The organism is Paeniglutamicibacter cryotolerans, from assembly GCF_014190875.1.
Lineage (GTDB): Bacteria > Actinomycetota > Actinomycetes > Actinomycetales > Micrococcaceae > Paeniglutamicibacter > Paeniglutamicibacter cryotolerans.
In genome coordinates, this window is the sequence record NZ_JACHVS010000002.1 from 367,861 (window position 1) to 393,992 (window position 26,132).

24 protein-coding genes are annotated in these 26,132 nt (G+C 64.4%); 18 read left to right on the forward strand and 6 right to left on the reverse strand.

Features of this window, described 5'->3' with window-relative positions; translation table 11 throughout:
* Positions 1 to 60 precede the first annotated feature (60 nt).
* The 11 genes from E9229_RS14820 (at position 61) to E9229_RS14870 (ending at position 11,327) form a co-directional block, all read left to right on the forward strand.
* Positions 61 to 1,860 carry an ABC transporter family substrate-binding protein gene (locus E9229_RS14820; RefSeq protein ID WP_183512398.1) on the forward strand — a complete coding sequence of 600 codons (1,800 nt, stop codon included), beginning with the start codon at positions 61 to 63 and terminating at the stop codon, positions 1,858 to 1,860.
* 106 nt (positions 1,861 to 1,966) lie between these two features.
* Positions 1,967 to 3,658 (forward strand): DUF885 domain-containing protein, encoded by a 1,692-nt coding sequence (locus E9229_RS14825; RefSeq protein WP_183512400.1) that lies wholly within the window; start codon positions 1,967 to 1,969, stop codon positions 3,656 to 3,658.
* A 29-nt stretch (positions 3,659 to 3,687) separates the two neighbouring features.
* On the forward strand, positions 3,688 to 4,353 hold the full coding sequence (gene coaE / locus E9229_RS14830) for a dephospho-CoA kinase (protein WP_183512401.1): 666 nt from the start codon (positions 3,688 to 3,690) through the stop codon (positions 4,351 to 4,353).
* On the forward strand, positions 4,350 to 4,748 hold the full coding sequence (locus E9229_RS14835) for a hypothetical protein (RefSeq protein WP_183512402.1): 399 nt from the start codon (positions 4,350 to 4,352) through the stop codon (positions 4,746 to 4,748). Before coaE ends, E9229_RS14835 begins: the two co-directional genes overlap by 4 nt.
* Positions 4,745 to 5,476 carry a hypothetical protein gene (locus E9229_RS14840; protein WP_183512403.1) on the forward strand — a complete coding sequence of 244 codons (732 nt, stop codon included), beginning with the start codon at positions 4,745 to 4,747 and terminating at the stop codon, positions 5,474 to 5,476. Before E9229_RS14835 ends, E9229_RS14840 begins: the two co-directional genes overlap by 4 nt.
* Positions 5,477 to 5,577: 101 nt before the next feature.
* The gene (locus E9229_RS14845; RefSeq protein WP_183512405.1) at positions 5,578 to 5,808 is read left to right on the forward strand and encodes a hypothetical protein; all 231 of its coding nucleotides are present in this window, start codon (positions 5,578 to 5,580) and stop codon (positions 5,806 to 5,808) included.
* A 9-nt stretch (positions 5,809 to 5,817) separates the two neighbouring features.
* Positions 5,818 to 7,920, forward strand: a complete 2,103-nt coding sequence (uvrB, locus tag E9229_RS14850; RefSeq protein ID WP_183512406.1) for an excinuclease ABC subunit UvrB — start codon at positions 5,818 to 5,820, stop codon at positions 7,918 to 7,920.
* A gap of 202 nt (positions 7,921 to 8,122) precedes the next feature.
* Positions 8,123 to 9,181 (forward strand): TerC family protein, encoded by a 1,059-nt coding sequence (locus E9229_RS14855; RefSeq protein WP_183512408.1) that lies wholly within the window; start codon positions 8,123 to 8,125, stop codon positions 9,179 to 9,181.
* A 32-nt stretch (positions 9,182 to 9,213) separates the two neighbouring features.
* The gene (locus E9229_RS14860) at positions 9,214 to 10,557 is read left to right on the forward strand and encodes an MFS transporter (protein ID WP_312855719.1); all 1,344 of its coding nucleotides are present in this window, start codon (positions 9,214 to 9,216) and stop codon (positions 10,555 to 10,557) included.
* A 90-nt stretch (positions 10,558 to 10,647) separates the two neighbouring features.
* Entirely contained in the window at positions 10,648 to 11,010 is a 363-nt protein-coding gene (locus tag E9229_RS14865) for a DMT family transporter (protein WP_183512409.1), read from the forward strand.
* A complete protein-coding gene (locus E9229_RS14870; RefSeq protein WP_183512410.1) occupies positions 11,007 to 11,327 on the forward strand; it encodes a DMT family transporter in 321 nt (106 codons plus the stop codon). The genes E9229_RS14865 and E9229_RS14870 overlap by 4 nt, the downstream gene beginning before the upstream one ends.
* A gap of 130 nt (positions 11,328 to 11,457) precedes the next feature.
* Here the strand turns inward: E9229_RS14870 and E9229_RS19055 are convergent, their stop codons facing one another.
* The 3 genes from E9229_RS19055 to E9229_RS14885 all read right to left on the reverse strand — a co-directional run bounded on the left by E9229_RS19055 (position 11,458) and on the right by E9229_RS14885 (position 15,196).
* The gene (locus E9229_RS19055; protein ID WP_221184672.1) at positions 11,458 to 11,904 is read right to left on the reverse strand and encodes an isocitrate/isopropylmalate family dehydrogenase; all 447 of its coding nucleotides are present in this window, start codon (positions 11,902 to 11,904) and stop codon (positions 11,458 to 11,460) included.
* Between the two features lie 1,231 nt (positions 11,905 to 13,135).
* The gene (locus E9229_RS14880; protein ID WP_183512411.1) at positions 13,136 to 14,428 is read right to left on the reverse strand and encodes a flavin monoamine oxidase family protein; all 1,293 of its coding nucleotides are present in this window, start codon (positions 14,426 to 14,428) and stop codon (positions 13,136 to 13,138) included.
* Positions 14,429 to 14,461: 33 nt separating this feature from the next.
* Positions 14,462 to 15,196, reverse strand: a complete 735-nt coding sequence (locus tag E9229_RS14885) for a TetR/AcrR family transcriptional regulator (RefSeq protein ID WP_183512413.1) — start codon at positions 15,194 to 15,196, stop codon at positions 14,462 to 14,464.
* 255 nt (positions 15,197 to 15,451) lie between these two features.
* Here E9229_RS14885 and E9229_RS14890 point away from each other — a divergent pair, with 255 nt between their 5' ends.
* Complete coding sequence (locus E9229_RS14890; protein WP_221184727.1) at positions 15,452 to 16,879, forward strand: peptide MFS transporter; 1,428 nt, start codon at positions 15,452 to 15,454, stop codon at positions 16,877 to 16,879.
* Positions 16,880 to 17,263: 384 nt separating this feature from the next.
* On the opposite strand, the gene E9229_RS14895 is transcribed toward E9229_RS14890, so the two are convergent.
* From E9229_RS14895 to E9229_RS14905, 3 genes are all read right to left on the reverse strand, one after another.
* Positions 17,264 to 18,352: an MDR family NADP-dependent oxidoreductase gene (locus E9229_RS14895; RefSeq protein WP_221184673.1), complete on the reverse strand. Its 1,089-nt coding sequence runs from the start codon at positions 18,350 to 18,352 to the stop codon at positions 17,264 to 17,266.
* Between the two features lie 730 nt (positions 18,353 to 19,082).
* Complete coding sequence (locus E9229_RS14900; RefSeq protein WP_183513079.1) at positions 19,083 to 20,345, reverse strand: alpha/beta fold hydrolase; 1,263 nt, start codon at positions 20,343 to 20,345, stop codon at positions 19,083 to 19,085.
* A gap of 83 nt (positions 20,346 to 20,428) precedes the next feature.
* Entirely contained in the window at positions 20,429 to 20,947 is a 519-nt protein-coding gene (locus E9229_RS14905; RefSeq protein WP_183512416.1) for a GNAT family N-acetyltransferase, read from the reverse strand.
* Between the two features lie 148 nt (positions 20,948 to 21,095).
* Here E9229_RS14905 and E9229_RS14910 point away from each other — a divergent pair, with 148 nt between their 5' ends.
* The 6 genes from E9229_RS14910 (at position 21,096) to E9229_RS14935 (ending at position 26,111) form a co-directional block, all read left to right on the forward strand.
* Positions 21,096 to 21,947, forward strand: coding sequence for a metal-dependent hydrolase (locus tag E9229_RS14910; protein ID WP_312855752.1), 852 nt, complete (start codon positions 21,096 to 21,098; stop codon positions 21,945 to 21,947).
* A 184-nt stretch (positions 21,948 to 22,131) separates the two neighbouring features.
* The gene (locus E9229_RS14915) at positions 22,132 to 23,523 is read left to right on the forward strand and encodes an IS1182 family transposase (RefSeq protein WP_246380877.1); all 1,392 of its coding nucleotides are present in this window, start codon (positions 22,132 to 22,134) and stop codon (positions 23,521 to 23,523) included.
* Positions 23,524 to 23,778: 255 nt separating this feature from the next.
* Entirely contained in the window at positions 23,779 to 24,162 is a 384-nt protein-coding gene (locus E9229_RS14920) for a hypothetical protein (RefSeq protein WP_183512419.1), read from the forward strand.
* 30 nt (positions 24,163 to 24,192) lie between these two features.
* On the forward strand, positions 24,193 to 24,528 hold the full coding sequence (locus tag E9229_RS14925) for a hypothetical protein (RefSeq protein WP_183512421.1): 336 nt from the start codon (positions 24,193 to 24,195) through the stop codon (positions 24,526 to 24,528).
* A gap of 114 nt (positions 24,529 to 24,642) precedes the next feature.
* Positions 24,643 to 25,899 (forward strand): IS256 family transposase, encoded by a 1,257-nt coding sequence (locus E9229_RS14930; RefSeq protein WP_183510242.1) that lies wholly within the window; start codon positions 24,643 to 24,645, stop codon positions 25,897 to 25,899.
* Positions 25,896 to 26,111, forward strand: a complete 216-nt coding sequence (locus tag E9229_RS14935) for a hypothetical protein (RefSeq protein ID WP_183510243.1) — start codon at positions 25,896 to 25,898, stop codon at positions 26,109 to 26,111. Before E9229_RS14930 ends, E9229_RS14935 begins: the two co-directional genes overlap by 4 nt.
* Positions 26,112 to 26,132 lie beyond the last annotated feature (21 nt).

Consider the following 26,132-nt stretch of genomic DNA (forward strand, 5'->3'; position numbering starts at 1 on the left):
TCCGTGGAGCGGCACCGCTTGCTGCATCCCTTCCAGACCCGCACGACCACCAGGAGAATCATGAAGTCAATACGTTTGTCCCAAGCCGTCGCCCTGGGCGCCGCAGCCACCCTCGCGCTGAGCGGCTGCGCAGCCAACACCGGCACCAGCCCTTCCACGGCCCCAGCTGATGCGTCCGCCGGAGGCGGCGAGGTACGCGTCGTGGAGGTGAACGCCTTCAGCTCCTTCAACGCGAATACCGCCACCGGCAGCGTCGATGTCAACGGCAAGATCAGCTATGCCACGCAGTCGGGCTTCAACTACATCGACAATGACCTCAACATCGTCAAGAACGAGAAGTTCGGGACGTACGAGGTCATTTCGCAGGATCCACTCACCGTTAAGTACACGATTAACGAGGGAGTCAAATGGTCCGATGGCGAACAGCTGGACGCTGATGACCTGATGCTCTATTGGGCCATCCGCAGTGCTCGCTTCAATGACGCGACGGTGGATGCTGAGGGTGCGGTGAGTAGCGGGACCAGCTACTTCGACTATGCCGGAGACACCTCGGGCCTGGCGCTGACCGGCCTCCCCGAGATCGGCGCGGATCACCGGTCCATCACGCTGAAGTACTCCAAGCCGTTTGCCGACTGGGAGCTGGCTGTCGGCAACACCAATGCCGACAGCTTCACCCCCGCCCATGTCGTGGCAAAAAAGGTCGGCATGAGCCAGGAAGAACTGACCAAGCTGATCCAGGACACGCCCAAGGGAAACCCCGCCAAACCCGTCGCTCCCAATGCGCAGCTCAAGAAGGTCGCCAACTTCTGGAATAGCGGCTACGACACCAAAACCCTGCCGACGGATAAGTCCCTCTACCTCTCCAGCGGCCCGTTCATGGTGGACTCCATGGTGCCGGACAAATCGATGACGCTGGTGCGCAACCCGGACTATGACTGGGGCCCGATGCCCCAGGTCGATTCGATCGTGGTGCGGTACATCAGCGAAGCCCCGGCCCAGATTCAGGCATTGCGCAACGGCGAAGTGGACATCATCGCCCCGCAGGCCTCCGCCGACACCATGCAGCAGCTCGAGGCCTTGGGCGAGCAGGCCAAGATCGAAAAGGGAGAGGAGTTGTCCTACGACCACGTCGACCTGAACTTCAACGGCGTCTTCAAGGATCAAAGTGTCCGTGAGGCCTTCATGAAGACGGTTCCGCGGGCGCAGATCATGGACTCGATCATCAAGAAGCTCGATCCGGCGGCGACGCCGCTGGACTCGCAGGTCTTCGTTCCGGCGAATGCCGGCTACGCTGCTTCCGTGGCGGCCAACGGGTCGGCCAACTTCCAGGACGTGGACATCGCGGGGGCACGCACGCTCCTGGGCGGCAAAACGCCCACAGTGCGTCTGATGTACAACAAGGACAACCCGAACCGCTCCGATGCCTACGCCCTGATTGCACAGTCGGCCCAAGAAGCCGGATTCAAAGTGGTGGACGGGGGACTCGGTGCCTCGAGCTGGGCCGGCGCGCTCGGCACCGGGACCTACGATGCTGCACTCTTCGGCTGGACCTCCACCGGTGTGGGTGTCTCGGGCGTGACCCAGATCTTCGGCAGCGGCAACGCCTCGAACTTCAACAACTTCTCCAACAAGGAAGCCGATGAGCTGATGGGTCAGCTGATCCTGGAGACCGATCCGGCAAAACAGGATGAGCTCAAGGCCAAGATCGACCGGCAGATCTGGGGCGCGGCCTATGGCCTGCCGCTGTTCCAGCTGGTCGGGGTCCAAGCCTCGGCCGCGGATGTCGATGGCGTGCAATACATGTCCAACCAGACCGGCGTGTGGTGGAACTTCTGGGATTGGTCGCTGTCCGGAAAGTAAAGGCGGCACGGTGCCCCCGCACCGCGGCAAAAAAACCAAAAGGGACATGTGACGGCCGGTGCAACGGCCATCACATGTCCCCTGACAGCGCACCGAGGATGGATGCATGAACCCACGACAAAGCCCGCCCGCCCGCACGCCCACCGCCATCGATGCCGTCGCCGAAGCGTACTTCCGGTGCGTGCTTGAACTGACTCCCGAACTGGCCACCTCGCTGGGCGTTCCGGGACACGAGAGCCGCTACTCGGACCATTCGCCCGCCGGTACTTTGGAGCGCGCCACCGCCATGCGCACTGCGTTGGCGGCCCTCGACGGGCTGGAACCCGTGGACGCCGTCGATGCCATCACGCTCGATGCCATGGGCGAACGGCTCGGGATGGAGCTGGAATTCCTGGCCACGGGCATCACCGAGCTGAACAACATCGAGTGCCCGCTGCAGGGAATCCGCGGTATCTTCGACCTGATGCCAACGGAAACCGCCGAGGACTGGGAACACATCGCGGACCGGCTGGCCAATGTCGACATGGCAATTGGCGGCTACATCCAGTCGCTGCGGACCAGTCGCGGCCTGGGCCACGTCGCTGCCGCGCGCCAGGTGCGCTCCGCCATCGGACAATCCCTTGACTACGCCAGAGACGGCGGTTTCTTTGACGCGCTCGCGGCCGGGGCCCGCATCGACGGTGCCGCGCCGACCGCTCCGTTGCGCGAACGGCTCGCCACCGGTGCCGCGGCGGCGGCGCGGTCCTACCGCGGGCTCGCCCGCTTCCTCGACGTCGAGCTGCTACCCGTGGCGCCGTCGAAGGACGCCGTCGGCCGCGAATACTACGAGCTGTGCTCGCGCCGGTTCCTCGGCGCGGGGGTGGACCTGGACGAGGCCTATGCCTGGGGCGTGGGCGAACTGGAGCGGATCATCGCGGAACAGGAACTCGTGGCCGGACGCATCCTGCCCGGGGCCTCGATCGCCGAGGCGAAGGCCCTCCTGAATGCGGATCCAGCCCGTCGGCTCAAGGGCACCGACGCGTTGCGGGACTGGATGCAGGAAAAATCAGACCGGGCCATCGCGGACCTGGCCGATACACACTTCGAGATCCCCGAACCCATGCGGCGGCTCGAATGCATGATCGCCCCCACCAGGGAAGGCGTCGTCTACTACTCGGTACCCTCGGATGACTTCAGCCGACCCGGGCGCATGTGGTGGTCGGTGCCCGCCGGCGAGGACGAGTTCACCACCTGGGCGGAAACAAGTACCGTCTACCACGAGGGAGTCCCCGGCCACCACCTGCAATACGGTACGGCAACCCACCTGAGGGGTTCGCTGAACGGCTGGAGGCGCCACGCCTGCTGGGTGTCGGGCCATGGGGAGGGCTGGGCGCTCTACGCCGAACGGCTGATGCTGGAGCTGGGCTACCTCGATGACCCCGGGGACCACCTGGGCATGCTGGACATGCAGAGGATGCGCGCCGCACGCGTGGTCTTCGACATCGGCATGCACCTGGAACTGCCGATGCCCGCCGGGTGGGGCGGCGGGGCATGGGAGCCGGAAAGGGGACGGGATTTCCTGGCCTCGCACCTGGACACCACCCCCGGCCTGCTCGAGTTCGAGTTCGTGCGGTACCTCGGCTGGCCGGGGCAGGCACCGTCCTACAAGATCGGTCAGCGCCAATGGGAACAGATCCGCGACGCCTGCCGTGCCGCCGAGGGGCCGGCCTTCGACCTGAAGGCCTTCCACACCCGGGCGTTGGGCATTGGGTCGGTGGGTCTGGACACGCTGCGCCGGGCGCTGCTTCCACCGTCCTAGGGGACAGCAGGCGGCGGTAGGGTTGTTTCATGCTTAATGTGGGACTGACCGGCGGGATCGCCGCCGGAAAATCAGCTGTGGCGAAGCGGCTGGTGGAACTCGGCGCTGTGCTCATCGACGCCGACGCGATAGCGCGGGCGGTGCTGGAACCCGGAACCCCCGGCCTGGCCTCGGTCGTCGAGGCCTTCGGCGCCGGGATCCTGGCCGATGACGGTGCGCTGGACCGGCCCGCGCTCGGCGCCCTGGTCTTCGCCGACGAGCAGGCCCGCGCGAAACTGAACTCCATCGTCCACCCGCTGGTGCGCGCCGAGGCCGCCCGGCTGCGGACCGAGGCGCTGGAAGCGGACCCCGCCGCCGTCATCGTGCAGGATATCCCGCTGCTGGTGGAAACCGGCCAAGGGCGGGACTTCGACCTCGTTCTGGTTGTCTCCGCACCGCTGCATGAGCGCCTGCACCGCATGGCCCGGGACCGCGGCATGTCCGAGGCCGGCGCCCGCGCGCGGATCGCAGCCCAGGCCACCGACGAACAGCGCGCGGCCGTCGCCGACGCGGTGATCGCCAATCACGGCACCCGCACCGACCTCGCCGCCACCGTCGACCGGATCTGGGCGGAGCTGGTCGAACCCCGCCGCGCAGCGCAGGCAACCGGCGACCCGGGGTCCGCTGAAACACCGGACGGGGACCTGCCCCGGTGATTCCCGAAACACCGGAACGTCCCGAAATACCCGGCGCGCCCGCGCCGGAACCCCGCGAACCCTCGCCACGCGCGGTGGCGTTGGCCCGGGAGCTGCTTGATGTCCGGAACCGCGCCGCACGCCAGCTTCGTTGGATCCGCGTCCTGCTCGTCGTGGCCACGTTGTGCTGGGGGAGCGCCCTGCTGCTCTGGCTGCCCGGTGGCGGCCGCGCCGCCTTCGCCGCCGGAGCCGCTGCGTCCGCTGCCGCCATCGCCGTTCCGGCCTGGCTCGCGGTCGCGGGCCTGGTGAGCGCAGTGGCTGCGGCGAGCCTCTTCATGCTGCGTGCGATGAACTCCTCGCTGGAATCCATCGTCGCGCGGCAATCCGCCCAGAACCCGAAAGGCCACCGGCCATGAACACCACCCCCACCGTGCGGCGGGCCCTCGTCGCCGAGTCCTTCCTGCTGATCCCGGACACGATCACCGACCTGGCCGACTTCACCGCACGTCCCGCGCACTACCTGGTCGGCATCGATGCCGACCCCGCTGCTGCGGCGGCACTCTGGTTCGCCCGCCGGGAACGCCACCCCTACGGCAGCGAGGGTCTGGTCAGGCTGCGCTACCATAGCCTGGATCTGATCCCGGTGGACCTCTGGGACGATGTCACTGGCATTTGGCTTGCATTGCTCGATGCTGTCGAGGGCTACCTGCGCACCGGCCACGGCAGCGGGCCACTGCCCGAGCAGCCCGTTGAGCTGGAACTGCAGCGGCTCGGACGCAGCGCCCGGTTCACCGCCAACGGCATCCGCCACGTGGTGGATCCCGACGCCGTCGTCCCGGGAATCCTGGCCGAGGCGCACCGCTACTTCAGCTGGGTCAACGACATCATCGGTGAGGGGCAGCACCAGGTTTTCGCACGCCTGGCCGAACTGGAGCCGTTGGCCGCGCTTGCCCTGGCCGGGTCGGTGCGTTCCCGCCCGGGCGCCACCACCGGTGAGAAGCTGCGCGAACGGGTCGCTGCGCACGGCCCCGATTCCCGCGGCGGTCCGATCCCGGGCGACCATGCCCTTGATCTCCAGGACTTGCGCGCCCGGCGCTCCGTCGCCAAGGTCCAGGGCCAGAACCTGTCGTCCGCTGCCGACTAGCAGTGCCCGGTTCCCGGCGGCAGGTTCCCCCGCACCCACACCCGGTCCAGGTGCGCCAGGGTGAAGAGCCCGGCCAGCACGAGCCCCAGTTCGGCGTGCGCATGCCACCACGCAAAGCCGGCGAAGGCAACGCAGCCAACGCAGGCGATGCTGAAGGCCCACGGCGCGAACTGGTCCAGGAAAAGCCGCGGGACACCCGCTGCCTGGACTTTACCGGTGCCCGCTCCCTCCCGGCCCCGGCCGTGGCGCCGGGAAGAGCCTCGGCACTTTTCGGGCAGCGGCCGTTCAGCCTTGCGCGAGCAGCGGCTCCCGGCGCCGGTGCCGGGGCGTAGCCTTGGAGCATGAGTCTTGCGCAGCAGATCAACCGCGTCGTAGCCCCCTTCGAAGTCATCAGCGAGTTCCAGCCCGCCGGCGACCAGCCGGCGGCCATCAAGGAGCTTGCCGAACGCATCACGGCAGGCGAGAAGGACGTGGTGCTGCTCGGTGCCACGGGTACCGGCAAGTCGGCAACGACTGCCTGGCTGATCGAAAAGGTCCAGCGCCCCACCCTGGTGCTGGTGCAGAACAAGACGCTGGCGGCCCAGTTGGCCAACGAGTTCCGCGAGCTGCTGCCCAACAACGCCGTCGAGTACTTCGTCTCCTACTACGACTACTACCAGCCCGAGGCCTACGTACCGCAGACCGATACGTTCATCGAAAAGGACTCCTCGGTCAACGAGGAGGTCGAGCGGCTGCGCCACTCGGCCACCAACGCGCTGCTGACCCGCCGCGATGTCATCGTCGTCGCCACGGTCTCCTGCATCTACGGCTTGGGTACCCCCGAGGAATACGTCGCCGGCATGGTCACCCTGAAGAAGGGAATGGAGATGAACCGCGACGTCCTGCTGCGCAAGTTCGTCTCCATGCAGTACGCCCGCAACGACATGGACTTCCACCGCGGCACCTTCCGGGTCCGTGGGGATACCGTCGAGATCATCCCGATGTATGAAGAGCAGGCGCTGCGCATCGAGTTCTTCGGCGACGAGATCGAGTCGATCCACACGCTGCACCCGGTCACCGGCGAGATGATCCGCGAGGAAAACGAGATGTACGTGTTCCCGGCGAGCCACTACGTCGCCGGCCCCGAACGGATGAACCGCGCCGTCATCGCCATCGAGGACGAACTGGCCGAACGGCTGACGGCGCTGGAGGCCCAGAACAAGCTGGTGGAGGCGCAGCGGTTGCGCATGCGCACCACCTACGACCTGGAAATGATGCAGCAGATGGGCTTCTGCAACGGCATCGAGAACTACTCCCGGCACATCGACTACCGCGAGGCAGGCACCGCCCCGCACTGCCTGATCGACTACTTCCCCGACGACTTCCTGCTGGTCATCGACGAATCGCACGTCACCGTCCCGCAGATCGGGGCGATGTACGAGGGTGACATGTCGCGTAAGCGCACACTGGTGGAGCACGGCTTCCGACTGCCCTCGGCGATGGACAACCGGCCGCTGAAGTGGGACGAGTTCCTCGAGCGCATCGGCCAGACGGTCTACCTCTCCGCCACGCCGGGCAAGTACGAGCTGGGCAAGGCGGACGGCGTCGTGCAGCAGATCATCCGCCCCACCGGCCTGATCGACCCGGAGATCATCGTCAAGCCCACCCAGGGCCAGATCGATGACCTGCTCGACGAGATCCGCATCCGCGTCGAGAAGAACGAGCGGGTGCTGGTCACCACGCTGACCAAGCGCATGAGCGAGGACCTGACCGGATACCTCACCGAGCACGGCGTGAAGGTCGAATACCTGCACTCGGACGTGGACACTCTGCGCCGGGTGGAACTACTGCGTGAACTGCGTCTGGGCGTGTTCGACGTGCTCGTGGGCATCAACTTGCTGCGTGAGGGCCTTGACCTGCCGGAGGTCTCGCTGGTGGCGATCCTCGATGCGGACAAGCAGGGCTTCCTGCGCTCGGCCACCTCGCTGATCCAGACCATCGGCCGCGCCGCACGTAACGTCTCGGGCCAGGTGCACATGTATGCGGACAAGATCACCGATGCGATGGCCCACGCCATCGACGAGACCAACCGCCGCCGCGTGATCCAGCAGAAGTACAACGCGGACCACGGGGTGGACCCGCAACCGCTGCGCAAGAAGATCGCCGACATCACCGACCAGCTGGCCCGTGAGGATGCAGACACGCAGGAGCTGCTGAACAACCAGCGTTTGGCCAAGGGGGCAAAGCGCAATTCCGCAGGCAAGGCCAAGGGCGAGGAGATTCTCCGTCGCGACGGGCTGGCCGCCGTACCGGCCGAGGACCTGGTGGATTTGATCACTCAGCTGACCGAACAGATGCATGGAGCGGCGGCCGAGCTGCAGTTCGAGCTGGCGGCCCGTTTGCGCGACGAGGTCGGGGAGCTGAAGAAGGAACTGCGCCAGATGAAGGCGGCCGGACACGCCTGATCAGCGGCGGTTCGGGCGGTCCGCGCTGACTGATGCGCTAAGCTGGAGTCAGCGTAGGGGAGTATCCCAAAGTGCTGTGATCGTCAACACGTCGGGCACCGTTGCCCGGCCGGACGCAGCGGCCGACCACATCTGAGCTGGTTGGCGGAGAGACTTGCGACTATTTGTCGTACCCGAAAGGCATCTTTTGTCACCCCTTTTAATGCCCATGCAAACCGGGGAACCGACCCTGTCGCTCCAGTTTGAAGTCATTTCCTTCATCGTCCTGGGGCTCATCCTGCTCTTCGACCTGCTCTACGTGGTCAAGCGCCCGCACGAACCCTCGATGAAGGAATCCGGCCTCTGGGTCGGTTTCTACGTGTCCCTCGCCATCATCTTCGGCGGCCTGCTCTTCTGGCAGGCCGGTCCCGAATACGGCCAGCAGTTCATGGCCGGCTGGATCACCGAATACTCGCTGTCCGTGGACAACCTGTTCGTGTTCATCATCATCATGGCCCGCTTCTCGGTACCGCGGAAATATCAGCAGGAAGTGCTGATGTTCGGCATCATCATCGCGCTGATCCTGCGCGGCATCTTCATCATGGCCGGCGCCGCCGTCATCGAGAATTTCTCCTGGGTCTTCTACATCTTCGGTGCCTTCCTGCTCTTCACCGCCTGGAAGCAGGCGTTCGAGAAGGAAAGCGATGAGGAGGATGAAGAAGACACCGGTCTGGTGTCCCGGCTGACCCGCCGCCTGCCGGTCAGCAAGGAATTCGACGGCAACAAGCTGCGCACCACGATCGACGGCCGCCGCGTCTTCACCCCGATGGTCATGGTCTTCATCACCATCGGCATGACCGACCTGCTCTTCGCCGTCGACTCCATTCCGGCGATCTTCGGCCTGACCCAGAGCGCGTTCATCGTGTTCACTGCCAACATCTTCGCGTTGATGGGCCTGCGCCAGCTTTACTTCCTGCTCGGTGGGCTCATGGACCGCCTGGTCTTCCTCAAGCACGGCCTCTCGATCATCCTCGCCTTCATCGGCGTGAAGCTGGTCTTCCACGCGATGCACGTCAACGAGTTGCCGTTCCTCAACGGTGGCAAGCCGATCGAGTGGGCCCCGGAAATCTCCACGAACCTCTCGCTCGTGGTCATCCTGGGCACCATCGTGCTGACTACGGTGCTGAGCCTGTGGAGCCCGTGGGGCAAGAAGATGGCAGCAGAGGCAGCGGTGGCCCACGAATGTTCCGACGCCAAGCCGGGAGACGCCGACACCAAATAATCACCAGACCCCCGCCTTGCTAGGCTGGGGCGGTGAATAACTACTCGAATGCGACGCTGGAGATGCTGCCCAACAAGGTGGCGTTCCAGCGTCGCATTGTCTTAACCCTCTCCAGCGCGCAACTGCTCTCCGGGATCGGCAACGGCGCCGGCCTGGCCATCGGTTCGCTGATGGCCGTGGAACTGACCGGTTCAAATGCCTTTGCCGGCGCCGCGACGTTTGCCATCTCCGTCGCCGGTGCCCTCAGCGCGTTGCCGCTGGCCGGGTCGGCGGTGCGCCGCGGTCGTCGGATCGCACTGTCTACCGGCATCCTGCTCGCGGCCTTGGGTGCCGTGCTGATGATGTTCGCTCCGGTCGCGCAGTCCTTTGCGCTGCTGCTACTCGGTGCTGGACTGCTGGGCGTGGGCAACGCGGCGAATCTGCAGGCCCGCTTCGCCGCCACCGACCTGGCCGACGAGGCCACCCGCGGACGGGATCTGGGCCTGGTGGTCTGGGCCATCACCATCGGCGCCGTTGCCGGTCCGAACCTGATCGGCCCCGGCGCCAAACTCGGTGAACTGTTCGGGCTGCCGGCCATGAGCGGACCGTTCATCTTCTCTCTCATCGGCATGTTGCTGGCGGTGCTGGTGCTGAACATCGGGCTGCGCCCGGACCCGATCGCCGTTTCCCAGCGCTTCGCCGTACTGGCCGGGGACGCTTCCGGGACCACCACCCCGGCCAGGCCTGCCGGATCCCCGCGACCGCGCGGATCGCTTCTCACCGGGCTCCAGGCCGTACGCGAATCGCCGGGAGCCTCGCTGGGCATCGCCACCATCGCCGTCTCGCACCTGGTCATGGTCGGTATCATGTCGATGACACCGGTGCACCTGAAGGACATGGCGGCCACGCCCGGCCACGCGATGCACGCCGATTCCGGGGACATCCTGGTCATCGTCGGCTTCGTGATCTCCCTGCACATCGCCGGCATGTATGCGTTCTCCCCGTTCATCGGCGCACTGGCCGATAAATTCGGCAAGATCAGCATGATGCTCACCGGCCAGGTGGTCCTGGCGATCGCGGTGCTCGTCGCTGGACTCGGGGCCGACAGCCGCACCGCCGTCACCATCGGCCTGGTGCTGCTGGGGATCGGCTGGTCCATGGGCACCATCGCCGGTTCGGCTTACCTCGCCGGGCGCGTGGTGCGAGAAAAACGTGTCCAGGTGCAAGGCGTCTCCGACACGCTGATGGGTTCCGCCGGTGCGATCGGTGCCGCCGGCGCCGGCCCGCTGCTGGCCGCCCTGGGGTATGCCGGGCTCGGCTACGCGGCGCTGGTCCTGGTCGGGGCCATCGCCATCGCCTGCCTGCGCACCCTGCTGAAAGAGCGCCGGGCAGCCTGATATCCTTCCCGCACGATGGCCCCGCGGCCATCGCCGTCCAATCGAACCGAACCGTCCCGGCCACCCGAGGGACGTGAAAGAGAATGCCCCTTGACGAAATGGCTCCTGCTGGCCGTCGCGATCCTCACCGAGGTTACGGCCACCCTGTCGCTGAAGGCGGCACTGGAGCAGCCCTGGTGGTACATGCCGGTCGTCTTTGGCTACATCGCCGCCTTCAGCTGCCTCGCACTGGCAATGCGCCGGGGCCTGCCGCTGGGCGTCGCCTACGGGATCTGGGGTGCGCTCGGCGTCGCCCTGACGGCCGTCCTGGCCCTGTTCATCTTCGCCGAGCCGTTGACCCCGGCGATGATGCTCGGACTGGGCATCATCATCGTCGGCGTCGTGCTGGTCGAACTCGGATCCCAGCATGCGGCGAAAACGGCCTCTGGGGCCGAAGCGGACACGATTGCATGATGTGGTTCTTCCTCTGTCTGGCGATCATCGCCGAGGTCGGTGCGACGATGTCGCTGCGGGCCGGCGTCACCGGCTCGCGCCGGTGGTACATTCCGGTCGTAGCCGGCTACATGCTCGCGTTTTTCCTGCTGTCGATGTCCCTGTCCGCCGGCATGGGCATCGGGGTGGCTTACGGGATTTGGGCAGCGGCCGGCGTTGCCATCACCGCGGTGCTGAGCAAGTGGGTCTTCGGGGAACCATTGACCCTGCTGATGATCGCCGGCATCGTGCTGATCATGGGCGGGGTGCTGCTCGTGGAGCTGGGAGCCCCGCACTGACAGGCCGACGAGGACCGATGCTCCCTGCGGTGCCCCTGCCGCAACAAGCTCTGGCAGGGGCACTCACCCCTGGGGGAATGGCTTCCGATGCGCTGCCTTCAAAGTCGTTCACGCCACGATCAGGGAGTGCTCATTCCGCTGCCGTTGCCGTCATGATGGAGGATCCCCGCGCATCATTGACGAAAGACCCCACCTCTGCAAGTTGCCGGGCCATCTGATCGTCGAGAGCATCGGTGATGGTGTCCATGGCAGAACCGGACAAGGCGGGCAGTTCGGCCAGCACGGAAGCTGCAGCCCGTTCCAGGGACAGTGCGGCCTCTCCCTTCTCCACGGGCGGCAAGGCAGAGAGCTGCCGAGAGGACGGCTGCGGCGGGATTCGCCCAACCGCGCGTCCGGCGATATCGCGTGCGGGGCCATGGATAGGCCCTAACATACTCGGTGAATGGCCATCGAGGTTCAGGTTGGCACTGGAGGCCACACCGAGCTCACCTTGGATCGTGGCGCCGAGGTCGGAAATGATGTCCCCGAAGTGGTTGTCGGTGACGATCACATCGAATCTGCCCGGGTGCATCGACATCTGGATACCTCGGCGCATGCTCGTCGACGCCCCGCTGCCATAGCTGTCCCGCATGGACCAGGACGTTCTTCTTATGGCATAGGGTGAGCTCCCCGCGGAGTTTTTGGGCAAGCCGGAAAGAACAGTCCACGACATCGGCAATGGTTCGTGCTGTGTTGACCGATTTCTGGATGGCCGCGGCACTGATCGATCCTTGATGGATGCTTGATCCCTCGCTCACTTACAGACCCTTGGTGTTCTACCGTACGACGACGATGTCGCACTGCGCGGGGTCGAAGTCCTTGATGGGCGTAGGAACCCCGGGATCGAGGCATGCCGGACGAAGATTGGCCTGCTGGTGAACTCCCGCCTGATGCAGAAGATGACTCCATGTTCCAATACCGCAGGGATACCCGAGGGTCGCCCCTGGCGCCGAAGAGAATGGCGTCGTGGGTGCGGAGCCGGTTGAGCGTTTCCGCTTGGATCGGTGAGGGCATCTCGCCCTCACCGATCCAAGCGGAACGTATTAACCGGCAAGCTCAGGCTGCCAACGCGTCCTCCAATCGGAGCGGTGCCCGGCTATCGCTTCGGCGTCTACGTTGGTGAGGGACTTGATCTGCTGCTCGCCGTAGTGGACGTAGTTATTTTCGAGGAAGGAAGGAAGGTGAGAGCGTGACGGTCCGGTTGGTTGCCCCCTTGCCGATCATCTGAACGAACTTAGAGCTGACCTAGGAAGAAATCTGGAAGTCAATATAGTCGTGCGCCGCGTCGGTCTTTGACGTGCCCTTCGGGATGGTCATTGCACTGAGCACGGCGATGGTTCCTTCCTTCGGCTGTGCAAACGCAAAGGACGCCCCGCTGTTCTTGAGTGCGCCGGTCCGCGTACGAGACGCCGATGACGGCTTCGCCGCTAGTGAGCAGTTTGCTCATCTCATCGGGCGTGCTCCAAATAGCCGCAAGGTTGGGTTTGAGAGATTTCAACCTCTCAAATCTGGGATCGATATTGGACTCACTGCCGCCGTTCAGCTTGGCTATGGTGGCAAGGAACTGGTAGCGCGCAGTACCGCTGATGTTGTAGATCGCGACCTTGCCGGCGAATTGCGGATCCCAGCGATCATCCTAGGAGGTTGGTGGGGTGGTGGCCTAATCGGAAATAGCCAACCTTCCTACCGACGATGAAGCAAGTAACGGGTAGAGAACAGAAGAGAGTCGGGTGTTGAGGCCGCCGGCCAGGTCGGGTGAGGCTTTCGGATCAGACGGACAGTTGGAAGGCTTTGCGCTCTGCGGACGTGAGCGATGCTGAGATCTCGGCCGCGGCGCGCAGGCCTGAAAGGTAGGCCCCATGAACGGTTCGGGACCGCCAGGTGGCGGTCGCCTCGCCGGCCCAGAAGATCCGGTCCGCAATGGGAGCAGCGAGCCGTTGCCGGGCATCGGGTGCAGCGCCCGGAGGTAGATGGCTATAGGCGCCCCGGGCATATGGGTCAGTGGCCCACGAATGGAAGCCGGCGAAGACGGGATCCAGCCCGGAGTCTCCGAGTTGGATGCGGACCTGCTCAAGGGCTTGGCGCATTGCCGTTTCGATATTCGTCTCGAGCAGGCTGCGTGCCTTGTCTCCGACCGCCCAGGCAACGACGACGGTTTCCTTCGTTGAGGCCCCCGCGAAAGTGGAATTCCAGATGGCCGAGAGTGGTCCCTCCGCACGGTATTCGATGTCTTCGGGCAAATTCCAGACGTCGCCGCTGAAGGTAAAGAGGATCTTGACGATGTCCAGATTGATGATGTCGTGCATGGCCTGTACCGTACCGACCGGAAGCCGGGGCTCGAACTGGACATCGTTGTTCTTTAAAACACCCAGTGGCAGCGCAACGACGACCCTGGAAGCGTGGAAACCTTGGCTCTGTCCGTTCACGGTGGCCAGAATGGAAACTCCCTTTTCGTGGTGTTCAACCCGTTCAACCCGCGTGGACGTGTGCACCTGGAGGCCGGCGGCCAGGACCGTCGCGATTTGATCGAGTCCTTCGGGAACACGCGAGTTGAATGTACTCATGAATTCGCCGTGTTCAAGTTCCAGCCTCAGCTCTTGGATGGCGTCGATGGCGCTTGTGCGTCGTAATGCCTCGCGTCCCAATTGGGCGTCGAAGGCTTCAGCCAAAAGTTCTCGTTCAGCACTTCCGGGGACCTGGCGCACAAAGTCGCTGGCAGACTGGGAGTGGACAGGCTCGTCAAGAGTGTCCAGCAGATGCGTCAGCTTGACTGCGAAATTCGGCGAGAGGGTCCGGGTTCCGCCGACGTCGACGGTCGCCACCCCTGCGTCTGCGAGGACCTGCAAGAGCGGGTTCTGGGCGGTATGGAGCATCTCCGCCCCTAGTTCCACAGGACGTCCAGTATTGTCTCGGGATGTGTAGATCCGTCCGCCGATGCGGTCTCTGGCTTCCAGTGTGATGACGTTCAGGCCGCTGTCATGCAGGGTTCTGGCTGCGCCGAGTCCGGCGGCCCCCGCACCAATGACGATGACGTCGAAGTGGTTCTCGTTTGTCTGATCCATGGGCTGTCTCCTACAGGGGTGATGAGAGGGGGGCTAAGCCCGCGAGTGCCGAGGCCGTATCGTCGGATGGTCTGTTGACGTGCAGGTACATGGCTTCGGAGCCCTGACCTCTATTCCATCCAGCATCAGGGCCAAGGCGGTTTCAAATATTTCATCGAAACCTACCTCTGCCAGGTGCTGCTTCGTTTGTGCGGTCCGGGGGTGGAGCTGGGGATCGGCGTTGAAATATTCGCGTGTCCACGACGACTCGTCGGTAAACTGGCGGTCTGGGTCGAGGGCGAGGTAGCCAGCATGTCCGCCGGCCCAGAAGAGGGAAAAGTCGGCGGCGACCCGATAATAGAGTGCGGCCTCTTGCCCCTCGAATCCTGCGTCGATGATGGCAGCGAGGAAGGCTTCCACCAGTTGCTTTTCGCCTGTCCGCCCGGTGGTCCTGGAGCCCGAGAGCGAGCCAGCGGCGGGATGCCGTTTGTAGACTTCGCGAATTCTGCGGCTGAGGTCGGCGATGGCCGCTCGCCAGCAAGGGGCCGGGTGGTAGCCATCGAGGACTTCTTCCAGCAACAGGTCTGCTACAGCGAGCACGATGTCGTCCTTGTGCGCGTAATGCCTGTAGACGGCGGTCTGGTCTGCGCCCAGAGCCCGTCCCAGTGCTGGAAGAGTGAACCCCGCGGTGCCCTTTTCGTCAAGGAGACGCAAGGTTGCCAGAGCGATGGAGCTCCCCGTGAGGGCGCCACGAGAGAGCCTCTTGCGACCCAAGCCACTGTCGGTCATATGAGCTTCCTCTCAATTTCGCGATCCAAATTTAGTCATAACTGTAGTCCAAGGTGTTGACTATGGCCAGAGTAGATGGTTCCCTATGTGTGGGCTGAATTACATTCCCTCGCTTTCTCGACCCGCAGAGGGCGCGGCGACGCGGATAATGGCCGCCCTCCGACTGCTTCCACAACTCCAAGGTGAAATTGCATGACAACGATCCACGAACGCACCATGCCCGTCGGGCCGGACGAAAATCCAAATTTAAGCGCAATGCCGCTCCCCAAGCCAACGCGGGGCATCGGAAGCCTTGCCATGACCGAATTGTGGGAACGGTTTAGTTTCTACGGGCTGCAGGGAATCCTGGCCTTCTATCTTCTATACACACTCCAAGAAGGAGGTTTGGGGCTGGGAGCCGCGGCTGCCGCGAGCATCGTCGGGGCTTATGGAGGAGCTGTTTATCTGGCCCAGATCTTCGGTGCCTGGATGGGCGACAGGGTGCTGGCGCCGAAACGGTTGGTTTTCTGGGGCGGCGTGGTAATCACCCTCGGGCATCTGGCCCTGGCCTTCATTCCGGGTGCCGCAGGCCTGGGTCTGGGCCTGGGGCTCATCGTCGTGGGTACGGGAGCCCTGAAGACCAACATCACCTCCATTGTCGGTTTCTTGCTTGACTCCAACCAGTCCAAGCGCGATGCCGGCTTCTCCTATTTCTACATGGCCATCAACATCGGTGCGGTGGCGGGCCCCTTGGCTACCGGCATTGCTCAGAGCATGGTCGGCTTCCATTTGGGCTTCGGGCTGGCAGCGGTCGGTATGATGGCCGCGCTCATCCAATACGCGGTGGGAATGCGGAACCTGCCCGAACAGGCCTCGATCGTAAGGAACCCCTTGCTCCGCAGCAAGGCCTGGGTGCCTCTTCTGGTTGTTGCCGTGCTCGCCGGCGTCATCATCATGGCGTGGTCGACCCGGATCCTCAATAGTGGCAACATGGCAAATGCGACCACCTTGGTGATCGTTGGCGCATCGGTGGCTTATCTGGCCATCATGTTGAGCTCCAAGGTAGTCACCCCCGTGGAGAAGACGCGGCTGAGGGGCTTCATCCCGCTGTTCATTGTCAGCGCCCTGTACTTCGGGTTTCTGTTCCAGAACTTCACGACCATAGCGATCATCATCACCGAACGGGTCGATCTTCATTTGGGCTCGTGGGAATTCCCCGCGGCGTGGGTGACTACCATGGGACCTCTGGCCGCGGTCTTGGCAACCCCGCTGCTTGCCAAATCCTGGAGCCGAAAGGGAAACCGACAGCCTAATGCGGCAGCAAAGATCTCGTTTGGCATGATTCAGATTGGGCTCGGCTACGTTTTCCTGCTCATTGTCTCCATGTTGTCGGGAGAATCCATTCCGCTGATTCTCATGCTGGTGTTCATGGTCATCGTCGGTGTTTCGGAAGTTCTGGTCGGGCCGATCGGTCTGTCGCTGGCCACCCGAATCGCCCCGAGCATGTACAAGTCGCAGCTGGTAGCCCTCATCTTCTTCGCACTGGCTGCAGGGTCCTCCCTGTCGGGCCTGCTGGGCCAGATCTACGCGGCAATGAACCACGAAGCGTATTTGGGCATGATCGCCGTCATTGCGATCGTTCTGGGACTTGCTCTACGAGCATTTACCCAAAAGATCAATGCAGCCATTGGCGCAGGACTGTAAGGACGTACCAGGGTCGAAACCCACGCAGATGACGGCCCAGGACAGCTGGGCTGCGAGAGGATCTTTGCTGGGACAAATGGTTTCCGATGCGCTTGAAGTTGACCCAAAAGCGGCATGTCGGCTCCGAAGGTCATTTGAGGGGCAGCGGACCCCGCTGGATTGATGCCGCACGGCAGCGGTTTCGGAATCCATCTGGCGGTTCTGCCCATCGCCGCCTTCGGGTCCCCGTGCTCGGGACGCAACGCCTTGGCAGTATTGCGTGGAGGAAGGTGCGCGTCGTCTCCACGCTTCAGAGCGGTCAAGACCACCGCGCAGCGCAGGGTGCTTGAGGAGAAATTCTGCCTTTCTTGCGCTGTCACTGCGCCCTGGCCTATCGATTCGAGGTCAGTCGTCGCAGGAGACAATCATGCGGCCACTGTTACCACCGGAGAGAAGCGATGCGAAAGCCTCGGGGGTGCGGTCAAAGCCGTCGATGACGGTGTGGACGCTGCGAATTTTCCCGGCACGTAACCATCGGGTGGCATCGGCCTCGAAATCAGGTCGCAGGTCCTCATTCGATGTCACATCAAAGCCACGCATGGTTAGTTGCCGGTAAATCATCTGCGCGTAGTTCGCGGGACCACGGCGCTGTGTACCCTTCCCATACTGTGAGGCGGCACCGCAGATGACAACGCGCCCGCTAAAGCGGAGCATCTCCAGGGCAGCTTCCAGCTGTTCGCCGCCGACGTTGTCGTAGAACAGATCGAGTCCGTCCGGGGCGGCATGGCGAAGCAGTTCTAGCGCTGTGCCGTCGTGATGGTTAAAGGCCGTATCGGCGCCCAGCTCCCTCAGTAGCTGAACCTTTTCCGGTGAACCGGCGCTGCCAATCACGGTGGCGCCTATGGCTTTGGCAAACTGCACGGCGCAACTTCCTACCCCGCCGGCGGCACCCGAGACATACACGGTGTCCTCCGCCCGGACACCGCCAAACCGCATCATGCCGGTGTATGCGGTAAAGCCGACATGGCCAAGCACCGTCAGATGAGCCTCTAGGGGAACATCAGCCTCTTGCTGGGGGATGCGCCGCAGCTCACCGGCAGCCGAAACATCCGTAATCCGCCATGGTGATTTTCGGACTGCGAGGTCACCAACTTGGAATTCACTGCTATGTGATTCAAGAACCTCCACCACGCCGTCGCTCGCCGGCACGTCACCAATGCGGATGCCCGGTCCATAGGCCGTATCCGGACCACCAATCCGGTTGGCCAGCCCGGCGTTCAAGCCCAGCCGACGCAGGCGCACCAAGACCTGACCGGGGCCAAGCGCGGGGACTTGCGCTGGTGCGATCGTGAAATCACGGGCCCCGATGGCGCCATCCGGGTAGCGAGCAAGCTGTACTTCGTGAGAATCCATGGGTTCAGCGTATGTCTTCTTCGAATGCCCGAGAATACGGAACGGGTGATGCACTCGGTGATGCAGGGTGGAAAATTCCAACTTCGCTGGTGATATTTAGATACGGTTCGGCGCTGATGCCGGGGTGAAGGCCATAGCGTGGCCAGCCCGACGCAACCCTTGGGATGCGTCCTTCTTTCTACCCGTGCTTTGCCGGGGAGCAAGCCATCACGGGATGGTGAATCGCCGGTGATGAACGACCCTACCCGTAGGGATGGTTTCGTTGACGGACGCGCGGTCCCTTTCCGCAGCACCATTTGATGCGGTGAACCGAGTGCTGTTTTCTGCTGCTGTGCCGGTACTGAGCCGACAATGCTCCGCGCCAGGGTGCTCTCGATGTCGGCTTCTAATGACGGAATGGTTCCGTGAAAGAAGATTTGACGCGTCATGGCCCACGTTGTTGGAAGAAGGTGCCTTCAAGGCGATGGCGGGCACCTTGTCTGCAAGCATGGGTGATGCCGGCTCCCCAGCCAGCAGAGGCCAGCCTTGGCTGGTGGCGCATGCTGCCCGGGCCGAAATCACAGCATTCACCTTGGCCTTCGTGGATTTTCTCAGTGGGTAGGGGAGGCTCGGATTTCATTCCAGAAATATGCGAGGCTCCCGCTACGTCGTCCCTAACAATGTGTGCGGTATCGATCAGTGCCAGAGGCAGCTGAGTGCTACGAATCCTCATCGCACTTGCGCTCAACGGGGCCCCGTCACCCTTGACCGCCTCCACCGAACAGGAATTGCTCCACCATATTTCCACCACTCTTTGCGGGGGGATGGTCGGCTAGGGGAGGGCCCGTTCATTGGTCAGGCCCAGTAACCGCTTAAAGATCTCGGACCCCTCATCGGCGATCCCGTCGTGGTGGAAATCGGCCGTCTCCCAGACCCTCAAGTTCCCAACCGCATCCGCCGTGGCCAGCGACAAGTCCTTATCGACATACACGTCGTGGGTGTAGACGACCGCTGCCACCGGCACGGTATTCGCCGCCAGCGCCGCGAGGTCATAGAGCCGACCCCAGTCGTCGCGCTCGGCCACCAGGCTGGCGACGGCCTCCAGGGGGCGCAGCGCAGGATCGTTCTCGAAGTACCAGCGGTAGACCATTTCACCGGTCAGCAACGGCGCGGCGGCATCGGGGGAGAAGGCCGGGAAATCCTCAAGCACCCGCTCGGCGGACCAATCGGTGGCGGTCCCCTGCGCATAGATCGACTCGTGCATCAGCGCGTAGAGCGGGTGGGTGGCCCGCTCGGCCTGGGCCTGGACGGCTGCCAGGAACGCGTCGGAGAGCCGCTCGCCGCCGGGCGTGGGCACGAACGCCTGCTCGAAGACGTGGTGCAGCTGGTGGATGCGTGCGTTCCCGCCCAGGAACTGCCCGAGCATCTGCACCAGCCCCACGGTGAGGAGGCGCCCGTCGGGCAGGTGCTCGGCTGTGGTGCGCAGGTGCCCGATCGCCCGGTCCAGCACCACGCGGTCGCTCGGGTACCAACCGAAGTACTCGGCATTACGCTCGGCCATGCGTGCATAGGTGGCCCGGTAGACATCGTCGACCGTGGCCGTGAGCGAGGCCAGCCCTCCGGTGACCAGACAACGCTCAAGCGCCTCGGGAGCGATGGAGAGGTAGGTCAGCGTGCAGAAGCCGCCGTAGCTCTGCCCGAACGTGCTCCACTTGTCGGCGCCCAGCAGGGCGCGGATGGCCTCGGCGTCGTGGACGATCGAGTCGGCGCGGAAATGGGTCAGGTAAGCGGACTGCGCCGCGGCATCCCCGCACAAAGGAAGCGTCTGCCGGTTGGCGGGAGTGCTGAGCCCGGTGCCGCGCTGGTCAAGCAGCAGGATCCTGAAGGTCTTGGCCGCCTCGGCCATCCACCCGGAGAGCGATCCGGGGCGTGGGGACGCACCGCCGGGCCCGCCCTGCAGGTACAACAGCCAGGGCAACGCGGCCGGATCCGCGTGCTCGGTGGAGCTCAGCTCACGCGCGAACAAGTTGATGACCCCGACCTCGGGCCGTGCGTGGTCAAGCGGGAGCGTGAAGTGGTGTTCGACGGTGCGCATGCCGCGGAACTCGTGTTCACCGGTCACCACATGGCCAAAAGGTGCGATGCCGGCGGGCAGGTGAGCGTTTGGGCCGAGGGCGCTCACGCGCCGGACCTGGTGGCTGAAGCCGCAGCTGCGACTCTGGCCAACGCGTCGGAATCGAGCCGGCGGACGGTCCACCCGTCCATCGAACCGGCGCCGAGGGAATCGTAGAAGCCGATGGCCGGTGCATTCCAGTCCAGCACGCTCCACTCCAAGCGCTTGTAGCCGCGCTCCACGGTTATCCGGGCCAGCTCGCCCAGCAGTGCCTTGCCGTGTCCACCACCGCGGGCCTCGGGGCGCACATAGAGGTCCTCCAGATGGATGCCGTGCGTGCCCTCCCATGTGGAGTAGGTCAGGTACCAGAGCGCGAACCCGAGGACCACCGGTTCCTCGCCGCCGGGCAGGATCCCCTCGGAAACGTGGGCGAAGACCCGCGGATTGTCCCCGAACAGGTGCGAGTGCAGTAGCTCGGGGGTGTTTTTCACCGCGTCGGGTTCGCGTTCGTAGACGGCGAGCTCGTGGATGAGTTCGAGGATCACGGGGACATCGTCGGGGCGAGCTATGCGCGGGGTACTCATGTGATCCAGCCTATCGGCACCCCGCCGTGTGGTGGACGCTAAATGACGGAGCCGCGACATAGGGTTGATGACGCCCGCGCGGGAGTATGCCGGACGGGCCGATCCACCGATGTTCCATCTCCAGCAGCAAAGGGGGTCCACCCGAATGATGGGCGGACACCACGCAGCCAGCGGCGCCGCCGCTTGGATTGCCGTGACCACGAATTTCCACCTTCCGCTCGGCTCGTTGGCCGAGCGCATCTCCTTCCTCCCGGAATCCATTCCCCTCGGATTCGGGCTCTTCGACGTCTCCCCGGCCGGCATTGCAGCCGGCGCGCTGGTGTGTGCCGGTGCCGCGCTGGTGCCCGATGCCGACCACCGCCACGCGACCATAGCGCATTCGCTGCCGCCGGTATCGAACGCGGTCTGTGCCGGAATCGGCGAGATCTCCGGTGGCCACCGCAACGGCACCCACTCGCTGCTGGGCATGGGGGTGTTCACGTTGATTGCCTGGCTCGCCGGGATGTGGACGGTGGACACCGAACGCTTCGGCGTCATCTTCCCGGGTGCCGGGATCCTGGCAATACTGCTGGTCGCCTTCGCGCTGAAGGCCCTGAAGTTCGTGCCCGATCGGATGCGCAAGTTCCCCTGGCTGGTGGCCATACCCGCCGGCGCGTTCGTTGCGCTGTTCTCGCCCGAGGAACAGTACTGGTTCGTATTGGCGATGGCGCTGGGCACCGCGGTCCATATTGCCGGGGACATGCTCACCGTCGGCGGCTGCAACTTGCTTTGGCCGATCAAGATCAAGTCCCCCAAAATCCTGCGTAGGATCCCGCTGCTCAAGGACGTCTGGAAGCCCAGCGGCCGGGTGGCGTTCCCGATCCTGGGCAAGGCCGGATCGGGCCGTGAATGGGCGATGTGCGTGCCCATCTCGATATACGCGTTCCTGGGCATCACGCTGCCGATCCTGGGCATCATCAAGACCCGTTCCGAACCCTTGATAGCTCTTTTCGGGCTCTAGGTGTGTGGGTCGGTAGTCGGGTGCCGGGCTCAAATGATTCTTAAAACGCCGAGGAATTAACCAGGGCCGCAAAGGGGTCGCTGGAAGAATGAGGGGTATGAACTCCCCTTCTTCTTCCATCCCGCAGGACGGCTTGTTCGACGCATCCCTGGTGGAGCGCCTCGAGCCCGTTGATGACGGGCTGATGGATGCCAACGGCGGGGAGCGGAAGCGGTTCAGGGCCTTTGAACCCGATGCGGTGATGCTGGTGCCACCCTCCCTGGAGGAGTGGCTGCCCGAGGGGCACCTGGCCCGGTTCATCGCCGAACTGGTCGAGAACGAGCTGGACCTGACCCGGTTCTACGCCTCCCACAAAAAGGCCAAGGGCCAGCCGCCGTACGACCCACGGCTGATGCTGCGCATCGTGCTCTACGGCTACTGCACCGGGGTCCGCTCCTCCCGCCAGCTGGAGCGCGCATGCACGGACGTGGTGGCGTTGCGCTGGCTGGCCGCCCAACAGGCCCCGGATTTCCGATCCATCGGCCGCTTCCGCCAACGCCACCTGGCCGCCTTGGCCAACGTGTTCCTGCAGGCGCTAGAACTCTGCCGGGCCGCGGGCATGGTCAAACTCGGGATGGTCGCGCTGGACGGAACGAAGCTGCGGGCCAACGCCTCTCGGCACAAGGCGATGTCCTACGCGCGGCTGACCGAAAAGCAGAAGGTCCTGGCCCAGGAGATCAGCGATCTGATGGCGGAGGCCAAGACCGTGGACGAGTCCGAGGACGCGAAGTTCGGTCCCGGTAAGCGCGGGGACGAGCTGCCGGTGGAACTGGCCAACCGGCAGGCCCGGTCCAAGGCCATGGCCGCCGCACGGGCTTCCTTGGAGCAGGAGGCCGCGGACAAGGCACGGGTAGAAGCCGAAGAGAAGGCCGCCAAGCGCGGGGATGACGATGATGAGATCACCGGTGCCGGTGACACCGCGGCCCGGGAATCGGAACCGAGGCCCACGGCGCAACGGAATTTCACGGATCCCCAAGCGCGGATCATGAAGACCGCCGACGGGTCCTATCACTATTGCTATAACGCGCAGGCGGTGGTGGACGCCGGGCATCAGGTCATTGTTGCCGCCGAGTTGGGCCAAGGGGCCAACGATTACGGACAGCTGGTCCCCATGGTCGAGCGGGTCCAGGAAAACCTGGGCATGATGCCCAAAACGTTGAGCGCCGATACCGGGTACTGCTCGAAGGCGAACCTGGTGGAGGCGGGGCGGATGGAGGCGGAGCATGGGACCGGGTTCTTCATCTCCACCGCCCGGGTGAAGCACTCCACCCCGATCCCGGAGTCCCCGCGGGGCCGGATCCCGGCCAACGCCACCTTGGGTGAGCGGATGGCCCGGAAGCTGAAGACCAAGCCCGGCAAGAAGATCTACTCGCGCCGGAAGGTCATCGTGGAACCGGTGTTCGGGCAGATCAAAACCCGTCAGGGTAAGCACTTGTTGTTGCGCGGACTTCAGAACGCGCAGGCGGAGTGGAAGTTGTTGGCGGCAGGGCATAACCTGCTCAAGTTGCATGCGTTCCGGGCCCAGGGTGCCGGATAGCCAGGGTCGGAGGTGGGCCCTGGCGCTGCGCGCCAGAACCCACTGGTCCGGTTTGAGGGCCCCGGGGAAGGGCGGATGCGCCCGAAGGCCTTTTTCTCCGTGGTGTGACCCTGCGGCGGCCGGGCCGGGCCGGTATTCCTTCGTGTGTGGTGCCGTTGGTCAAACGACTACCGACCCACGCACCTAGCAACCGGTTCGGCGAGCTTCCGGCCCGCATTCGATCGTCCCCGGGGAAGCCCCTGATAGGCTCCGCACATGGATGAACGGATGCGGGCCTTCCTCAATGACTTCACTGTTCTTTCCCGGCTGGCGCACGAGTCGCTCGAGCCGGCCGACGGGGAGCTAACAGTCCCCGTCCTGACGGCTCACCTGGGTGTCGCGCCCGCGACCCTCCCGGTGGTGACCGAGTCGATTGCCCAGCACCGGCTGGCTGACGCCGGGCAACTACTTGACCACTTGATGGCTGCGGATCGGGGGGCCCGGTTGCTGGGCTTGGCCGGGCAGGAACGCCATCATATGGAGTTCTCCGATCTCCTGGGCGGTACCGGGATGCCCGCCGGGAGGATCGGGGAGCCGGACTATGAAACCGTGTCGATCGGCCCGGATGAGGAAACGCGCGTCGTCAGCTGCGGGCTTTAACGGTTCAACTTCGTCGGTTCAGCGCTCGTGGTGCTGCTGCGCCAAGCACATCCGCAATACGGCCGCACCCAAGCCACGCTCGAGGTGCTGGGCGTCGCAGCACAAACGATGGATGCCTTCATTGAGGAGTTCCGGTCCGGGCTGCGCGAGCACAGTATCTTCCGTGGTCACGTCATCTCGTTCACTGCCAGCGACGACTCGGACTCCGCCGCTGGCATCACCTTCCACCGGCGCCGTCCGGTGTCCGCCCACGACGTAGTCCTGCCCGACGGGACACTTGACCGGATTGAAGCACAGGTGCTGGAGGTGGGCCGGTACAGCGCGCAGTTGCTGGAGCATGGGGCGCACCTGAAACGTGGCGAGTAGTGCCCCGTAGAGTGGTGTAACACCCACCAGTGACCTGTACGTTCGTGAAACGGGCGCGGTCACCGTGGGTCCTTCGAGGAAACTCTCACATCCCACTCGAAAGGACATCTCACGATGACCGCTCCTCATATTGTCGACCCTGCCACCGTACTTTCCGAAGCATTAGGCGACGCGTCGCCCGATCTGATGCGTCACTTGCTGCAAACCATGATCAATGCCCTGCTTTCAGCCGACGCGGACGCCGTGGCCGGCGCCGAATGGGGCAAGCCCTCATCCGAGCGCCTGGCCCAACGCAACGGCTACCGCCACCGCGAGCTCGACACCCGCGCCGGCACCATCGATGTCGCCATCCCGAAACTGCGCCAGGGCACCTACTTCCCCGACTGGCTCCTGGAGCGCCGCAAGCGCGCCGAAGCGGCCATGATCACCGTCGTCGCTGACTGCTACCTTGCCGGGGTCTCCACCCGGCGCATGGACAAGCTCGTGAAAACCCTGGGCATCCACTCCCTGTCCAAATCACAGGTCTCCCGCATGGCCACGGACCTCGACGAGCAGGTCCACGCGTTCCGCACCCGGCCGCTGGGCGATGCGGGCCCGTTCACGTTCGTCGCCGCCGACGCACTGACGATGAAGGTCCGCGAGGCCGGGAGGGTGATCAATGCGGTGGTCATGGTCGCCACCGGCGTCAACGCGGACGGTCACCGCGAGGTCCTCGGGGTCCGCGTGGCCACCAGCGAGACCAAGGCCGCCTGGAACATGTTCTTCGCCGACCTGGTGGCCCGCGGCCTGACCGGGGTCCTGATGGTCACTTCCGACGCGCATGCCGGCCTGGTCGAGGCCATCGCGGCGAACCTTCCCGGGACGTCCTGGCAACGCTGCCGCACCCACTATGCGGCGAACCTGATGTCAGCGACCCCGAAAAACCTCTGGCCGGCGGTGAAAGCCATGCTGCACTCGGTCTATGACCAGCCGGATGCAGCCAGCGTGAACGCCCAGTTCGACCGGCTCCTGGACTACGTCGAGGAAAAGCTCCCGAAGGTGTTCGAGCACCTGGACGCAGCCCGTGCCGACATCCTCGCGTTCACTGCGTTCCCGAAGGATGTCTGGCAGCAAGTCTGGTCCAATAATCCCAATGAGCGTTTGAACAAGGAGATCCGCCGCCGGACCGACGTGGTCGGGATCTTCCCCAACCGCGACGCGATCATCCGCCTGGTCGGGGCCGTCCTGGCGGAGCAAAGTGATGAATGGGCCGAGGGGCGCCGCTACTTCGGCCTTGAAGTCCTGGCCCGCTGCCGCCTCACCATCGTGGACTCCGGCCCCGAAACACGCAGCGACCTGCCCGGACTGGAAACCCTGGAAGCCGCCGCATGAGCCACACCCGGACCGCTGCCCCGGAACGCGGGGACGACCCCGCGCTTCTTGCTGCCGGCCACGACACCGGCTGGTGGGACGAGCACGGCTGCCCGGCGCCCTGGCCCGCGGACTTCTGGCAGCCCGACGGCACGATCAACCCCGCTTGGCAGCACGCCGGCATCACCCACGAGGAGGTACCCTTCACCGAGTCAGATAACCACAGCTTCTAGCCCTCACCAACCTCGAAGCAC

What these genes read in the sequence shown, in the direction of transcription:
- E9229_RS14820 (WP_183512398.1), top strand. Translation starts at nt 61, where the DNA reads ATGAAGTCAATACGTTTGTCCCAAGCCGTCGCCCTGGGCGCCGCAGCC.
- E9229_RS14825 (WP_183512400.1), top strand. Translation starts at nt 1,967, where the DNA reads ATGAACCCACGACAAAGCCCGCCCGCCCGCACGCCCACCGCCATCGAT.
- coaE (WP_183512401.1), top strand. Translation starts at nt 3,688, where the DNA reads ATGCTTAATGTGGGACTGACCGGCGGGATCGCCGCCGGAAAATCAGCT.
- E9229_RS14840 (WP_183512403.1), top strand. Translation starts at nt 4,745, where the DNA reads ATGAACACCACCCCCACCGTGCGGCGGGCCCTCGTCGCCGAGTCCTTC.
- E9229_RS14845 (WP_183512405.1), top strand. Translation starts at nt 5,578, where the DNA reads ATGCCACCACGCAAAGCCGGCGAAGGCAACGCAGCCAACGCAGGCGAT.
- uvrB (WP_183512406.1), top strand. Translation starts at nt 5,818, where the DNA reads ATGAGTCTTGCGCAGCAGATCAACCGCGTCGTAGCCCCCTTCGAAGTC.
- E9229_RS14855 (WP_183512408.1), top strand. Translation starts at nt 8,123, where the DNA reads ATGCCCATGCAAACCGGGGAACCGACCCTGTCGCTCCAGTTTGAAGTC.
- E9229_RS14870 (WP_183512410.1), top strand. Translation starts at nt 11,007, where the DNA reads ATGATGTGGTTCTTCCTCTGTCTGGCGATCATCGCCGAGGTCGGTGCG.
- E9229_RS19055 (WP_221184672.1), bottom strand. Translation starts at nt 11,904, where the DNA reads ATGTCGATGCACCCGGGCAGATTCGATGTGATCGTCACCGACAACCAC.
- E9229_RS14880 (WP_183512411.1), bottom strand. Translation starts at nt 14,428, where the DNA reads ATGGATCAGACAAACGAGAACCACTTCGACGTCATCGTCATTGGTGCG.
- E9229_RS14885 (WP_183512413.1), bottom strand. Translation starts at nt 15,196, where the DNA reads ATGACCGACAGTGGCTTGGGTCGCAAGAGGCTCTCTCGTGGCGCCCTC.
- E9229_RS14890 (WP_221184727.1), top strand. Translation starts at nt 15,452, where the DNA reads ATGCCGCTCCCCAAGCCAACGCGGGGCATCGGAAGCCTTGCCATGACC.
- E9229_RS14900 (WP_183513079.1), bottom strand. Translation starts at nt 20,345, where the DNA reads ATGCGCACCGTCGAACACCACTTCACGCTCCCGCTTGACCACGCACGG.
- E9229_RS14905 (WP_183512416.1), bottom strand. Translation starts at nt 20,947, where the DNA reads ATGAGTACCCCGCGCATAGCTCGCCCCGACGATGTCCCCGTGATCCTC.
- E9229_RS14910 (WP_312855752.1), top strand. Translation starts at nt 21,096, where the DNA reads ATGGGCGGACACCACGCAGCCAGCGGCGCCGCCGCTTGGATTGCCGTG.
- E9229_RS14915 (WP_246380877.1), top strand. Translation starts at nt 22,132, where the DNA reads ATGGATGCCAACGGCGGGGAGCGGAAGCGGTTCAGGGCCTTTGAACCC.
- E9229_RS14920 (WP_183512419.1), top strand. Translation starts at nt 23,779, where the DNA reads ATGGATGAACGGATGCGGGCCTTCCTCAATGACTTCACTGTTCTTTCC.
- E9229_RS14930 (WP_183510242.1), top strand. Translation starts at nt 24,643, where the DNA reads ATGACCGCTCCTCATATTGTCGACCCTGCCACCGTACTTTCCGAAGCA.
- E9229_RS14935 (WP_183510243.1), top strand. Translation starts at nt 25,896, where the DNA reads ATGAGCCACACCCGGACCGCTGCCCCGGAACGCGGGGACGACCCCGCG.